Below are 14,021 nucleotides of genomic sequence, written 5' to 3' on the forward strand. Positions count from 1 at the left end.
GGGCGGGGATCGGTGTCCGGCCGCCCGGCCCCGGCGGGTTCAGTCGTCGGCGGGGATCTCGCCGGCGCCAAGGCAGCTCAGGCACAGGCCGGTCTGTTCGCCGACCGGACGGCGCTTGCGGCCTACGTGGACGGTGCGGGAGACCTCGCCGGTGCCCTTGCACGGCGGGCACGGCTTGGTGGCGGGCTTGGCACTCTTGCGGGCCATGGGCGATCTCCTTCCGGCTTTCGGCATGGCGGGGGTAGGGAACTGGCGCGAGGCGGTCACGCCGACCGGGAAGCAGGGATTAGGGGGCCTGCTGCGGGACCACGAGCGGCGGTGCGGCAGGCATCGGCGGCACGGCCCGGCTGACCGGACGGAACGGGGCCAGGAAGGCCGGGTCCGGGGTCAAGTGGGCGAACTCGCGGCAGACGGCCGCCGCTTCGTCCGGGGTGGTCTCGGGGGTGCGGATACGGGACCAGCCGCCGGAGGTGTCACCGGCCACCGCGACGCCGGGGCGATCCGGCGCGATCGCGGTCACTGCCATCACGGCGTCCGGGGCGATGTCGCCCAGGCCCATTTCGGCGGTCTGCTTGTCGTTGACGCGGTGCACCACACGGCCGGTGAGCTGAGCACGCAGCGCGGTGGCGCCCTTGCCGAGGTCGGAGCCGAAGCGCTGCCCGCACACCTCCAGATAGATGCCGATCGCGCGGGCCATCTGGCCCAGGCGCACCAGTTGCATGACCGTGCGGTCGCGGGCCGGCTCATCCTTCTTGGAGGTCACCAGGAACAGTTCCGCCACCTCGTCGATCAGGACGACCAACGGCACCGGCCGGACCTCAACAGGCAGCTCCCACAGGTCCGAGACGCCATACAGGGAGAGCAGGTCGAAGCGGTCTTCCATCTCCGTGACCAGCGCGTCGATCAACTTCCCAGCCGTGTCCGCCGTGGTCGCCAGCGCCGACAGCCTTGGCGCGTAGCGGCCGTGTTCGACACCCCGCTTGCAGTCGATCCCGACCAGCCCGACCGACAGCTTCGCGAGCCCCTTGACCAGGTTGCGCTGATACATCGACTTGCCGGACTGGTTGGCACCCAGAGTCAGGGCGTGCGGCACCCGGCGGTAGTCCCGCTCGAACACCGAGCCGTCCTCACGGAGCGCCACCGGAACGATCAGGTCACGGGGTTGCGCCTTACGCGGCATCGTGACCCGCGCCAGGACGTCGTAGCCGGTCATCCGCAGTTCGACGTAGCCGGGCTTCGTCTCCGCCACGGTCACCGACCGGACTCCCCAGGCGTGGCGGAGGCGTTCGGACGAGGCGGCAATGTCGGCGGGCTCCAGGCCGGCCGGAAGACGCAGGACCACCCGCAGACCGGTCGAAGTCGGGAAGACCCGGCGCACCTTCGGCGCCACCGGCCGAACCTCGCCACGGGCCAAGTTGCGCTTGACGAAGGCGCGAAAGCCGGACGGCCGCACCGTCAGCCCGCACACCTCCATCGTGTCCCGGTAGGTCCAGGTGAACCGGCCCCAGGTGACCGGCAGACCGACCAGCGACCAGTACACGCGCGGAGCGCGGACCTTCGCGTAGCCGAGCCCACCGGCACCAGCGGCGACGCCGCCCAGCTCCACCCAGGTAGCGGTGTCGGTCATGATCAGGCCGCCGCCGCCGCCGTGACCGCGACCGCGCGGAACGAGATCCCGTGCCGCTTCTGGCCGTTGAACTCGTTCTCCCAGTCCCGCGCCTTGAGCCCGACCACCCGCACCGGCATCCCCGGCATCAGGCCCTCGGGAAGACCGGTCTCCGGCACGGTCACCTGGTAGAGGTTGCCCTCCCCCTCGTCCGAGACCAGCAGACCCACGGTTGACAGCCCCGCGTTGGTCTCCCGGTCCACGGCCCGCTCACCGGTCTTCTTGTTGACCATCTTCGGTTCGGGCGCGGTCGCCACGAACACAACAGCGGTCGAAAGGTCGATCTTGAAGGACGGCATACGTCACTCCTGTGTCGAGGCGCACTCTTTAAGGTACGCCAACTGGCTTGAGCCACTTACTGGCTTAAGCCAGTTGAGCACACACTGCCGTCAGGGTCAACCATCTGGCTTGAGCCAGTTGCTAGACTGCCGCCATGACCCCGCCCAACCCCTCGACCCCGCAGCAACCGAGCCGCCGTATCGCCGAAGATCTAAGGCGTCAGATTGAGCGCGGGGAACTTCGCAGCGGCGACAAGCTGCCGTCCGAGCGGGCACTAGCCGAGAAGTACGGATCCGCCCGAAACACCGCCCGCGAAGCCGTACGCCTGCTCGCCGAGCAAGGGCTTGTCACCGCGAAGCACGGAAGCGGCGTCTTCGTGCGAGAGCCGCAGAGGCTGTTTCGGTTCGGCAGTGATCGCTACTCGCTCAAGAACCGAGAGACGGGGTTGACGCCGTTCCGGCTGGAGGCGAAACGCCAAGGCAAGGTGGCGAGGATTGAAGTCCCCTCCATCGCCCGCGAGAAGCCGCCGGCAGACGTCGCAGAGCGCTTGAAGGTGCCCGCGGACGAGGAGAGCGTCGTCCACCGGGAGAACCACTACTTCGCGGATGACGAGCCAGTGCAGATCGTCTCGACATACCTGCGATGGGAAGAAGCGCAAGGAACGTTGCTCATGCAGCAGAAGACCGGAAAGGATGGCATCTACGGCCGCCTTGAGGAACTCGGACACGTCATGACGCGCGTCCGCGACGAGATCAGCGCCAGGATGCCCACTCCTGAGGAAGCCGCAATCCTTGATCTTTTGCCTGGCGTGCCGGTCCTGGAAGTGCTGCACACAAGCCTGGACCAGGGAGGGACGCCCTTCGAGGTCTCCCGTTACGTTCATCGAGCCGACCAGACCGGTTTGCTCTACGAACTGCCCGTCGAGCAGTGAGGAGTTGCCCCATGGAGCATACGGTCGTCCGCCCCTTCGAAGACGCTGACCTTGCCGGTGCCGCAGCAGCGTTGACCGAGGTGCACGCCACCGATGGTTATCCGGTCGAAGGCGTTCAGCGCCCTGAGGCGTGGTTGCGCTCCGCTGACGTAATGGCCGCATGGGTGGGCGAGCTAGACGGAGCCATCGTGGGACATGTGGCAGTGATGCGCCCACACGGCGAGGACGCGGTATCGATGTGGGTGCGGCAGAGCGGCGAGAGGGAAGATCGGATCGCGGTTCTTGCCAGGCTGTTCGTCGTCAAGGCCGCCAGGAAGCACGCCCTCGGAGAGAGCCTTACGCAAGCCGCCATGAGCTACGGCCGCGAACATGGACTTCGGCTTGTCCTGGACGTCATGACCAAGGACACCGCCGCCATGCGCCTGTACGAGCGCCTCGGCTGGCAAGAGATCGGCAGGACCTCACACCGTTACGGAGACGGCCAGAGCATCGACGCGGTTTGCTACGCCGCACCCGACGCCTGAGCTGTTACAGGTTTCTCTACCTCATCAAGCCCCGGCTGCGCTCCGCTCCGCCGGGCGCGCTTCCCGGCTCTGGCTGCGCCCGCGCTCCTGCCTTCGGCCCGCTCGGCGCTGCCGCCGCCGACGCGCGCCCACATGTGGATAGGACCGGTGGCCATGAGTCGATCACCGCATTGCGCGGCCAACGGTCAAGGCGATGCCTCCGGCGGGGGATCGGCCGGCACCGGGATGGAGGGGGCGCCGTTCCCGACCGCGGGCCCGTAGTGGTGTGCGTGGGGTGCTCCCATCCCGTCCACCATCGACCCAGGCAGAGCCGAGCAGACGCGGCCCATGGCGTCCAGGTCGTTCGTACAGTGGCGCGCTCCACCTGGACGCCATGAACCACGCCCGCTCCACGGTGTGTGGGTCGACGGCGGACGGGATGGGAGCTGGGGAGAGTGGTGGGTTGCGGTGGCGCGGAGCGGTACTGGATAGGGGCATCACGGTTAAGAACCCGCCGTTAGCGCTAACGCCACTAACGCCATCTAGAGCTAACTAGCTTCAGGGTAGATATAGTGGCAACGCACTACGGAGTGCGCTAGGGAGGGCAACATCAGGTTGCAACCCTAGATCGCGCCCAGGCCTCCAGCACGAAGGCCCGGCCCTGGTGGATCAGACCAGGACCGGGCACGTGCGTGGAGTAAGCGAAGCGGGTCCGGCCGAGTAAGCAACGGTCGGACCCGTTTTGTTGCGGTCCGCCATCTTCCGGCACCACTTCACACAGCGCTAGCCTCGCGCCAACTGCTCCACACAGGTTGCGACAGCCGCCACAGCCGGCAAGGCCACGACCAGGAGCCTCAAGGCCACGATCAGGAGCCTGAACCAACGCGGGTCCGGATCTTGATCGGGCTTCTCTTCCTGCTCCTCAGGCTCTCGCTTGTTCATCCCTACTCCTTACCTGAGTGGTTCCCCCGGCGAGCCGGGTACCTCGACCGCAAGTGCGTCGAGGCGCGGTGATCAGTAAGGAGCGAGACAGCCTCAGCATACCCGTCGTGTCTGGTGCTTGACGGAGCGTCATTCGCGAACCAATTGAAAAGTTGGCGCAGATCAATTAATTCGTTCCAGGTTCGGTTGCAGCTTCGGCGTCCTCCACTCCTTCGAATCGGATACGCAAATCTCGCATCCGATTCGGACATCTGATTCTCATGCGTCTCGGGAAGCGTACACTAAGACCAGCCGTAGCAGGTGCGGCTGATCAAGGAGGAGAGCGACCGTGACGGAGGTGAGCTCCGCGGAGCGCGAGGCCATCGAGTGGGACCTCGAACCAGGTGAAGTGATCGAGCGCAAGCAGTTGCACGCCAAGTACGGCGGGCGGACTCAGGGCGGCATCGGACCATCAGCCAAGTCGCCCAACGTGATGATCTTTACGGATCCGATCGCCGGCGAGAAGCATGGGTACTACGACGGCTGGATGCCCGATGGGCTCTTCCACTACAGCGGGGAAGGTCAGTACGGAGACCAGCGGATGCTCTCCGGTAACGCCAGCATCCTGAACCATGAAGCCGAGGGTCGAGCGCTACGGGTCTTCCAGGGCGCCCGGGGCAACGTGACCTACCTTGGCCAATTCGCTGCCGCGGGATGGTACGAAGCAGACGCGCCGGAGACTGGAGATGGCCCGCTTCGCAAGGTCATCGTCTTCAAGCTTCGCCCCTTGGACATTCCAGCCCAGCACCCTGGCACGAAGGTGGGCCGGCTGCTTGCGGAACAGCATGAGACTGTCACTGAGATCGACATCGAACGCCTTGAAACCGAGAAGACGTTCGTCGACCCGAACCGCGAGCCGTACGAGGCGGAACGCCGGGAAAGCAAGTTGGTGATGGACTTCAGCGCGTACCTGCGAACCAAGGGTTACCGGGTGAACCGCCATCGCATCCTGCCCGAGGGTGAAAACAGGCCCCTCCTCACAGACCTCTACGTGCCAGACCTAGATGTCCTCATCGAGGCCAAGGGCAGCGTGACGCGGGAGAACATGCGCATGGCCCTCGGTCAGCTCCTCGACTACAACCGCTTCGTGCGCGCCAAGTACCAAGCCGTTCTTGTGCCGAGCATGCCCCGCCCGGACCTCATCGAGCTCGCGAAGACTGCTGGGCAAGCGATCATCTGGCCTCAAGGGAACGGCTACAAGTGCTCCGACGCTGACCTGCTACCGAGTGCTTGATCACCGCGGTACAGCAGCGAAGTACAGCAACTATGACAACCACAGGTGACCGTCCCGAGCCGCTAACACCCTCGTGACCAGCCCGGGAGACCTCAGCGGCCTCCCCGCCCGTAGTTCGCATCGAGGGGGTCTGGGGTTCAAATCCCCACAGGTCCACCGCAACGACTGTTCCGAGGTGACTCGGGGGCAGTTGACGAGATCCCGCCCGATCTGACCGATCGGGCGGGATCTTCGTGTTTCACCTCGCCCCTCGCAATCGCCCTCTCAGGACCGCCCGTTGGCGGCCGAGGCGCGCTGTTCCAGTCGCAGCAGAGCCAGCCTGCCCCACTCGAGGTTGTCCCGTTCGAAGGCCATGCCCCGCATGAGGGTGAGGTAGGGGCCGACGCGCTCGGCGGTGGCGAAGTACTCGTCCTCGGTACGCCCGTCCAGCAGGCGTCGGCGCAGGCGTTCGTAGGAATCCAGCTTGGCCGTGGCCCACTTCATGCGTTCGGCGATCCCGGCGCGTACGGCCTCGATGTCGCCGGCGTCGACGCACTGGACCTTCACCAGCAACTCGTCCCGGATCGCCGTCGGCTTGCCGGGGAGTTCGGCGGTGTAGGCGCGGACGGCCTCCAGTCCGGCCTCGGTGAGCGTGAAGAGCCGCTTGTTGGGGCGACGCTCCTGCTCGACGACGCGGGCCGAGATGAGGCCCTCGCTCTCCATTCGCTCGAGCTCCCGGTAGAGCTGCTGAGGGGTGGCCGTCCAGAAGTTGGCCACCGAGGCGTCGAACCCCTTCGCGAGGTCGTACCCGGACGCCTCGCCCTCCAGGAGTGCGGCCATCACGGCGTTGCGCAAAGCCATGATCCGATCTTACTCTGCAACACACCTATTCAACTTGTTTAGTATGTGAGGTGATCTCGTGCATCCCTTCCGGAAAGCCGTCGAGACCGGTGACATGGACGCGGCGGCCGCCCTGCTGGCCGAGAACGTCGTCTTCACCAGCCCGGTCGTCTTCAAGCCGTACGCAGGCAAGGCGATCACCAGCGCGATCCTGCGCGCCGTGTCGCAGGTCTTCGAGGACTTCACGTACGTACGGGAGATCGCGAACCCCGACGGGCGCGACCACGCCCTCGTCTTCACCGCGACCGTCGACGGCAAGCAGCTCACCGGCTGCGACTTCCTGCACGTCGACGAGGACGGCAGGATCGACGACTTCATGGTCATGGTCCGCCCGCTCTCGGCGGCGCACGCCCTGTCCGCCGCCATGGGGGCGCAGTTCGAGCGGATCGCCCGGGAGGCGGCCGGGCAGCAGTGACGCCGGCCTCTCGCCTCACTGCCTCTGGGCGAGCCGGCGCAGGGTGAGGGCCGTCGGCGGCAGCGCGGAGCCGACCGCGAGGAGGGCGCAGGCGGTCGTCGTGGCGGCGAGGGCGGGCCACGGGAGGTCGATCGGGGCGTCGGCGGACAGGCGGTGGAGGGCCCCTCGCATGCCCAGGAGGTTGACGGTGGTGACCAGGAGGCCCAGGAGGGCGCCCACGGTCACCGCGGTCAGGGCTTCCGCGGCGACCAGGCGCAGGATCTGGGCGCGGGTGGTGCCTGCCAGGCGTAGCGCCGCCAGGTCCTGGGCGCGGTCGGAGGTCGCCATGACGAGGGTGTTGGCGAGAGAGATGCCGGTGTAGAGCAGGGCGATGCCGAGGACGAGGAGGAAGCCGAGGCGAGTGGTGCCGCCGGTGCCGTGGTCGGAGGAGACGGTGCGCAGCCAGGCTGTTCTCGTGAGCACGCGGGCGCCCTCCGTTTCCGTCGCGCGTCGCAGTCCCGCCTCCACCGCGCTCGCGTCGGCGCCCGGTGCGAGCGTGACGTCGGCACGGTCGCGCACGGCGTGGGGGGCGTTGGCCGGGGTGACGTAGACGCCGTTGTCCCCGGTGCCGGTGGGCATGACCGCGGCGATGCGCAGGGACCTGCGGGTGCCGTCGCCGAGCCAGACGGTGACGTGGTCGCCGACCGTGTGCCGGGCCCACTCCTCGTTGACGACGATCGAGTCGTCGTCGAGGTCGGCGAGGCGGCCGGAGGCCAGCGGGAGGTGTGCCGTGGCGGCCAGCGCCCTGGGGGTGGCCGCGCGGGCCTCGGACTCGATCAGGGCCACGCCGTCCTCCAGGAAGTAGACCGCGCCGGCGGAACTCACCGAGACCGCGGCGGTTCCCGGCACCCCGCGCAGACGGCTGACGGCTTCCGGGTCGAGGCCCTCGGGAGCCGACACCACGAAGTCGGCGGTGGTCCGCTGCCGTAGCTCCGCGGCCTTGGCCCCGTTCAGGGTCGCGGTGGCGCCGAGCAGGGAACCCGTCAGGGCGACCGTGACCAGGACGGGGGCCGCGACGGCGGCGGTACGACGGACGCCGGCGGAGGCGTTCTCGCGGACCAGCAGGCCGCAGGCGCCGGGGAGCCGGGACGGGAGCCAGGTGATCAGGCGGGTCAGGGGGCGCACCAGGACCGGGGACAGCAGGGCGACCGCGGTGATCAGGAGCATGGGCCGGCTCACGTACGTCTTGCGGTGCAGCAGGTCGCCCGGATCGGTCAGCAGCGACAGGGCGAGCGTCACGACGGCGGTCACGAGGAGCGCCGTGCCCGACAGACGGCGGGCCCAGGTCATCGTGCCGGTGTCCACCGCCGCCTCGCGCAGGGCCTGCGTGGGTGCGGTCCGGCCGGCCCGCCAGGACGCCGTCACCACTCCGCACACGGCGACCGACAGACCGGTCCAGAAGGCCAGATGGTACGGCCAGACAGGGGCGCCGACGGTGAACCAGTCCGGCGCCAGACCCTCGGCCACGACCCGTTCCACCAACCGCGGGGCGGCGTACGCGCCGAGCACACAGCCCGTCGCCGAGGCGAGTACGCCGATCAACAGCGCCTCCGCCAGCACCGTCCGGCGCAGTTGGCCCGGGGTCGCGCCCGCCGTGCGCAACAGCCCGAATTCCCGGCGCCGTTGCGCCACCGCGAACGCGAAGGTGGACGCCACGACGAACACCGACACGAACCCGGCGATCCCACCGGCCGTACCGAACAGGGCGTTCAGCGCGGTCAGCGCCTCACGGTCACGGTCCGGGTCGGCGTCCGCGAGGCGGCGGGCGTCGCCGGTGAGGACACTCACGCCGGGGGCTGCCCGTCGTACCGCCGCCGCCTCCGCGTCCACCACCAGCTGCGTGCTCACGGGGGACAGGCGGGCCGCGGCCGTGTCGGGGTAGAACAGGGCGTTCTCGAAGCCGAGGTCCCGGACCGTCCCGACGACCCGTACGGTTCCGTGGCTGGTGCGCAGCCGCTGGCCCACGGCCGTCCAGGCGCCCGTCGCGACGACCTCGCCGGCGGCTCGCGGGGCGCGGCCCGCCGTCAGGTCGTACGGGGCGAAGGGCGCCGTCGACCAGGGGTGGCCCAACAGGTCCGACGGCCCGCCCTCGGTCCGTACGGGGAACGTGCGGTCCTCCACGACCGGGCCGAGGGCACGCAGGGCGGTGACGACGGGGGCCGGGACCGGGCGGGGGTGCGCCAGCTTCTCGGTGCGGATGCCGTGGGGGGTCGGGACGCGCAGGGTGTCCTCGCCCTTCACCACGACCGGGGCCGCCGCGAACCGTTCCGGCCCGCGTTCGGGGGCGTCCAGCGAAGCGGCGAGGGCCAGGCCCATGACCGTGAGCAGGGTGACGCCCAGGGACAGGGCCACGAACGTGCCGGCGAAGGTGACCCAGCGGGTGCGCAGGGTGCGTACGGCGATGCTCAGCACGGGGCGGCCTCCAGCGTCGTCATGCGCGCGGCGATCGCAGCCGCCGACACCGGGTCCGACGCACCGTCCGCCGCACCACCCGAGACCCCGCCCGGCTCTCCGGCCAACTCCCCGTGCACCCGCCCGTCGACGAGGAACACGACCCGGTCGGCATAGGAGGCGGCCACCGGGTCGTGGGTCACCATCACCACCGTCCTGCCCTCGGTGTCGACCATCGCCCGCAACAGCGTCAGCACCTCGCGGCCGGTCCGTGAATCCAGCGCCCCCGTCGGCTCGTCGCCGAACAGCACTTCGGGACGGGTGATGAGGGCGCGGGCGAGGGCGACGCGTTGCTGCTGGCCGCCGGAGAGCTGGGAGGGGCGGTGGCCGGCCCGGTCGGTGAGGCCGACCTGGGCCAGCACCTCGCGCACCCGGGCCTTCGGCGGGCGACGGCCGGCCAGACGCAGGGGCAGGGTGACGTTCTGCGCGGCGGTGAGTGACGGCAGCAGGTTGAACGCCTGGAACACGAAGCCGACGCGCTCGCGGCGCAGCAGCGTCAGCTTCCGTTCGCTCAGCGCCGTGAGCTCCGTGCCGCCGAGCCGTACCGAACCCGAGGTGGGCCCCTCCAGGCCGGCGGCACAGTGCAGCAACGTCGACTTGCCCGAGCCGGACGGGCCCATGACGGCGGTGAAGGTGCCGGTGGGAAAGGCGAGCGAGACGTCGTCGAGCGCGGTCACGGTGCCACCGCCCGCCCCGTACTTCCTGCTCACGGCCCGCAGTTCGATCGCGTTGGGTCTCATCTCCGCCTCTGCTCCCCCTGGTCCGGTGTCAGCGGGACCACCAAACCGCGCGACCCGGTCTTGACGCAGTGCGGCCAAGGCGAGACTCGGGGTAGGGCCAGGCATACCCCCGACCCTCCGCCCCGGCCCATGGCCCCGCCCCGCACCGGCTTCTACGGTGATCCCCATGACCCTGTGGCAGGCCCTCGGCGGCCGTGGATACCTGGCGACCGCATGGCCCTGGCGGGCCCTCGCCTACCTGGGCAGCGGCGCCCTGCTCGGCCCGGTCGTCCTCGTCGTGATCCTCGGCGGCGCCGTCGTCGGCAGTGCCCTCACCGTCGTCCTGCTCGGCCTGCCCCTGCTGGTGCTCACCGCACTGGCCGGCGCCCCCGTGGCCACCGTGGAGCGATGGCGGCTGCGGATGGTCGGGGTGCGGCCGGAGGCCGGTCACGGCCACCGCGTCCCCGGCACACCCGGTCTGCGGGCCTGGCTGTGGACGCGGCTGCGCGAGGCGGCGACCTGGCGGGACCTGGCGTACGCCGTGCTGTTCGGGGTGGTGCTGTGGCCGCTCGACGCGCTGGCCGTCGCCTTCGCGGCAGGATTCCCCGCGGCGATGATGGCCACCCCGGTGGTCGTGGCCCTCGACGGTGAGGCGAAGGTGGCCAAGCGGTGGACCGTCGACACCTGGCCCCAGGCCTTCGCGGTCGCCGCGGCCGGGCTGGTCCTGCTGGCGGTGGGCGCCTACGCACTGGGCGTCCTGGCCGGTGCGCGCGCCGAGTTGGCCCGCGCCCTGCTCGCCTCCAAGGACCAGGTCACCGAACTCGCCCGCTCCCGGGTGCGGTTGGTGGACGCGTTCGAGGCGGAGCGGCGGCGGATCGAGCGGGACCTGCACGACGGGGCACAGCAGCGGCTCGTCGCGCTCACCATGACACTCGGCCTGGCCCGCCTGGACGCCCCGCCGGGACCGCTCGCCGACCAGCTCGCCAAGGCCCACGAGGAGGCCGGGCAGGCCCTCGCGGAACTGCGCGAACTCATCCACGGCATCCATCCCAAGGTCCTCGCCGACTACGGCCTCGAAGCCGCCGTCGCCGACGCCGCCGACCGCAGCCCGGTCCCCGTCGACGTCGACCTGGAGCTGCCCGGCCGGCTGCCCCGGCCCGTCGAGTCCGCCGCGTACTTCGTGGTCCGCGAGGGCCTCGCGAACGTCGCCCGGCACAGCCGGGCGAGCCGCGCGGTCATCAGCGGCGGACACGAGGACGGACGGCTGACACTCCACATCCGCGACGACGGACGCGGCGGCGCCGACAGCGCACACGGCACCGGTCTCACCGGTCTCGCCGACCGGGTGTCGGTCCTCGATGGCAGACTCACCCTGTCCAGCCCGCCGGGCGGACCGACCCTGCTGCGAGTGGAGATCCCTTGCCGGCCGACGTCCCCGACAGACCGCTGCGCATAGTCCTCGCCGAGGACAGCGTGCTGCTGCGCGAGGGCCTCATCGGGTTGCTCACCCGGTTCGGACACGAGGTGCTCGCCGCCGTCGGCGACGCGGACGCGCTCCTCGCGGCGGTCGCCGGGCACGGGCCGGACGTCGACGTCGTCGTGACGGACGTACGCATGCCGCCCGGCTTCCAGGACGAAGGGCTGCACGCGGCCGTCCGGCTGCGGGAGGGGCGGCCGGGACTGCCCGTGCTGGTGCTCAGCCAGTACGTGCAGCGGGCGTACGCCGCCGAACTCCTCGACTCCGGGGACGGCACCGGCGTCGGCTATCTGCTCAAGGACCGGGTGGGGCAGGTCGAGGAGTTCGTGGCCGCGCTGCGCAAGGTCGCGGCCGGTGGCACGGTCGTCGACCCCGAAGTCGTACGCCAACTGCTGCGCAGGCGGCGCGATCCGCTCGCGCGGCTCACCCCGCGGGAGCGGGAGGTGCTGGCGCTGATCGCGGAGGGCAGGTCGAACGGGGCGATCGCGCGGGCCCTGGTGGTGTCGGAGGCGGCCGTCGGCAAGCACATCGGCAGCATCCTCACCAAGCTGGACCTGCCGCCGGCGGACGACACGCACCGCCGGGTGCTGGCAGTCCTCACCTATCTCAGGAGCTGAGCCCTACAGGCGTTTGGCGAAGCAGCGGCTCTCCTCGAAGTGCCGGTAGTAGCCGAACTTGGTGCACGGCTCGTACCCGCTGGACTGGTAGAGGGCGATGGCCTCGGGCTGCTCGGTGCCGGTCTCCAGGACCATGCGTGAGCGGCCGGCCGTGCGGGCGTCCTCCTCCAGGACGGCCAGCATGCGGCGGGCGAGGCCGCGGCCGCGCATCGCGTCGATGACGTACATCCGCTTGAGCTCGGCGTCGCCGTCGAGGTTGCCCTCGCCGTTGGTGTCCTGGCAGCGCCAGCCACCCGTGGCGACCGGGGAGTCGTTCTCGTCGTACGCGATCAGGTAGACCCCGTTCGGAGGGTCGAAGTCCGCGGGGTCCAGAGGGGTGGCGTCTCCGCCGTCGCCGTAACGCAGGTGGTACTCGGCCTGCACCTGGTCGTTGAGCTTGACGGCGTCGGGATGGTCGAAAGAGACGCGACGTATGTTCACGCTGGTCACCGTATGAAGATCCAATCCTGGTCGGGGCTCGGTCCAGTGTGCCGGTATCGTGCCGGGGTGCTCACTGTGACTTCCGCCAATGTGAACGGACTGCGCGCCGCCGCGAAGAAGGGCTTCGTGGAGTGGCTCGCGGAGACCTCCGCCGACGTGCTCTGCCTCCAGGAGGTGCGCGCGGAACCGCAGCAGCTGCCCGAGCACGTCCGCACGCCCGACGGCTGGCACGTCGTGCACGCGCCCGCCGCCGCGAAGGGCCGGGCCGGCGTCTCCCTCTACACCCGCCGCGAGCCCGACCGGGTCCGGGTCGGCTTCGGCTCGTCGGAGTTCGACACCAGCGGTCGCTACGTCGAGGCCGACCTGCCCGGCGTCACCGTGGCTTCCCTCTACCTGCCCTCCGGCGAGGTCGGCACCGAGCGCCAGGACGAGAAGGTCCGCTTCATGGGCGAGTTCCTCGCCCATCTGAAGGACCTGCGTGAGCGCTCCGCCGCCGACGGCCGCGAGGTCGTCGTCTGCGGCGACTGGAACATCGCCCACCAGCAGGCCGACCTCAAGAACTGGCGGGCGAACCAGAAGAGTTCCGGCTTCCTGCCGGAGGAGCGGGAGTGGCTGAGCCGGGTCTTCGATCCTGCGGAGGGCGGCTACGTCGACGTCGTGCGGGCACTGCACCCGGACGTCGACGGCCCGTACACGTGGTGGTCGTACCGGGGGCGGGCTTTCGACAACGACACGGGATGGCGCATCGACCTCGCCGTCGCGACGCCGGGTCTTGCCGCCAAGGCGGTCAAGGGGTACGTGGAGCGCGCGGCCACGCATGCCGAGCGGTGGTCCGACCACGCGCCGGTCACCGTCGTCTACGACCTCTAGTCGACGTCGACCTCTAGGGGCTGTCCGGCGGATCATGCCGCAGACGCGGGGCCCGGCACGCCGATCTGCGGCGTTGTCGTCGGTTGCCGACTCCCCCATTCTCGACCTCGCTCGAGCGGGGGGACCCCATCGCGTCGACGCCCTCCTCCGCCTTGCAGCTCGACGCACCAGGCCCCGCTCACCTGCGTCGACGAGGCGCCGCGCATGTCCTGCGACCTGATCCGCCGGACAGGCCCTAGTGTGCTGCGCCCGAAGTTCGTCGGCAGATTCGCGCCTTGCCCTGCCGGGCTGGTCGGCCGCCCGTCCGGCCCCGGCCTGCGAGTACTCGACCGAGTCGGCAGCGCCGGACTGCCAAGAACTAACGACGAATTAACGGCGCAGGACACTAGTGTGATGCGCCAGAAATCGCGGGCTTAAGTCTGTCGCTGGTTATCGCTGGCTGGAGGAGTGACCTTGGTGAGGTAGCCGGCGAGGGATTTG

General features: G+C 69.9%; 14 protein-coding genes. 7 read left to right on the top strand and 7 right to left on the bottom strand.

Features of this window, described 5'->3' with window-relative positions; all coding sequences use genetic code 11:
* Positions 1–39: 39 nt before the first annotated feature.
* The 3 genes from KUM49_RS47860 to KUM49_RS47870 all read right to left on the bottom strand — a co-directional run bounded on the left by KUM49_RS47860 (position 40) and on the right by KUM49_RS47870 (position 1,965).
* On the bottom strand, positions 40–207 hold the full coding sequence (locus tag KUM49_RS47860; RefSeq protein ID WP_217243288.1) for a hypothetical protein: 168 nt from the start codon (positions 205–207) through the stop codon (positions 40–42).
* Positions 208–286: 79 nt separating this feature from the next.
* Entirely contained in the window at positions 287–1,627 is a 1,341-nt protein-coding gene (locus KUM49_RS47865; protein ID WP_217243289.1) for an FtsK/SpoIIIE domain-containing protein, read from the bottom strand.
* Positions 1,628–1,629: 2 nt separating this feature from the next.
* Positions 1,630–1,965, bottom strand: coding sequence for a hypothetical protein (locus KUM49_RS47870; RefSeq protein ID WP_217243290.1), 336 nt, complete (start codon positions 1,963–1,965; stop codon positions 1,630–1,632).
* A 134-nt stretch (positions 1,966–2,099) separates the two neighbouring features.
* Between KUM49_RS47870 and KUM49_RS47875 the strand changes: the two genes are divergently transcribed.
* From KUM49_RS47875 to KUM49_RS47885, 3 genes are all read left to right on the top strand, one after another.
* The gene (locus KUM49_RS47875; protein WP_217243291.1) at positions 2,100–2,876 is read left to right on the top strand and encodes a GntR family transcriptional regulator; all 777 of its coding nucleotides are present in this window, start codon (positions 2,100–2,102) and stop codon (positions 2,874–2,876) included.
* 11 nt (positions 2,877–2,887) lie between these two features.
* Positions 2,888–3,400 (top strand): GNAT family N-acetyltransferase, encoded by a 513-nt coding sequence (locus tag KUM49_RS47880; RefSeq protein ID WP_217243292.1) that lies wholly within the window; start codon positions 2,888–2,890, stop codon positions 3,398–3,400.
* Positions 3,401–4,649: 1,249 nt separating this feature from the next.
* Positions 4,650–5,594, top strand: a complete 945-nt coding sequence (locus KUM49_RS47885; RefSeq protein ID WP_217243293.1) for a restriction endonuclease — start codon at positions 4,650–4,652, stop codon at positions 5,592–5,594.
* A 264-nt stretch (positions 5,595–5,858) separates the two neighbouring features.
* Here KUM49_RS47885 and KUM49_RS47890 read toward each other — a convergent pair whose 3' ends face one another.
* A complete protein-coding gene (locus KUM49_RS47890; RefSeq protein ID WP_217243294.1) occupies positions 5,859–6,434 on the bottom strand; it encodes a PadR family transcriptional regulator in 576 nt (191 codons plus the stop codon).
* Between the two features lie 58 nt (positions 6,435–6,492).
* Between KUM49_RS47890 and KUM49_RS47895 the strand changes: the two genes are divergently transcribed.
* Positions 6,493–6,888 (top strand): nuclear transport factor 2 family protein, encoded by a 396-nt coding sequence (locus KUM49_RS47895; RefSeq protein WP_217243295.1) that lies wholly within the window; start codon positions 6,493–6,495, stop codon positions 6,886–6,888.
* A 15-nt stretch (positions 6,889–6,903) separates the two neighbouring features.
* Here the strand turns inward: KUM49_RS47895 and KUM49_RS47900 are convergent, their stop codons facing one another.
* Both KUM49_RS47900 and KUM49_RS47905 read right to left on the bottom strand, forming a co-directional pair.
* The gene (locus KUM49_RS47900; protein ID WP_217243296.1) at positions 6,904–9,339 is read right to left on the bottom strand and encodes an ABC transporter permease; all 2,436 of its coding nucleotides are present in this window, start codon (positions 9,337–9,339) and stop codon (positions 6,904–6,906) included.
* Positions 9,333–10,118 carry an ABC transporter ATP-binding protein gene (locus tag KUM49_RS47905; RefSeq protein WP_217243297.1) on the bottom strand — a complete coding sequence of 262 codons (786 nt, stop codon included), beginning with the start codon at positions 10,116–10,118 and terminating at the stop codon, positions 9,333–9,335. Before KUM49_RS47905 ends, KUM49_RS47900 begins: the two co-directional genes overlap by 7 nt.
* A gap of 166 nt (positions 10,119–10,284) precedes the next feature.
* On the opposite strand from KUM49_RS47905, the gene KUM49_RS47910 reads away from it, so the two are divergent.
* Both KUM49_RS47910 and KUM49_RS47915 read left to right on the top strand, forming a co-directional pair.
* A complete protein-coding gene (locus KUM49_RS47910) occupies positions 10,285–11,553 on the top strand; it encodes a sensor histidine kinase (protein WP_217243298.1) in 1,269 nt (422 codons plus the stop codon).
* Positions 11,517–12,191: a response regulator transcription factor gene (locus tag KUM49_RS47915; RefSeq protein ID WP_217243299.1), complete on the top strand. Its 675-nt coding sequence runs from the start codon at positions 11,517–11,519 to the stop codon at positions 12,189–12,191. Before KUM49_RS47910 ends, KUM49_RS47915 begins: the two co-directional genes overlap by 37 nt.
* 3 nt (positions 12,192–12,194) lie before the next feature.
* Here the strand turns inward: KUM49_RS47915 and KUM49_RS47920 are convergent, their stop codons facing one another.
* Positions 12,195–12,671 (bottom strand): GNAT family N-acetyltransferase, encoded by a 477-nt coding sequence (locus KUM49_RS47920; RefSeq protein ID WP_217243300.1) that lies wholly within the window; start codon positions 12,669–12,671, stop codon positions 12,195–12,197.
* A 66-nt stretch (positions 12,672–12,737) separates the two neighbouring features.
* Here KUM49_RS47920 and KUM49_RS47925 point away from each other — a divergent pair, with 66 nt between their 5' ends.
* Complete coding sequence (locus tag KUM49_RS47925) at positions 12,738–13,541, top strand: exodeoxyribonuclease III (protein WP_217243301.1); 804 nt, start codon at positions 12,738–12,740, stop codon at positions 13,539–13,541.
* Positions 13,542–14,021 lie beyond the last annotated feature (480 nt).

The sequence above is a fragment of the Streptomyces sp. AC555_RSS877 genome (assembly GCF_019049245.1).
In the GTDB taxonomy this organism is placed as follows: Bacteria; Actinomycetota; Actinomycetes; order Streptomycetales; family Streptomycetaceae; genus Streptomyces.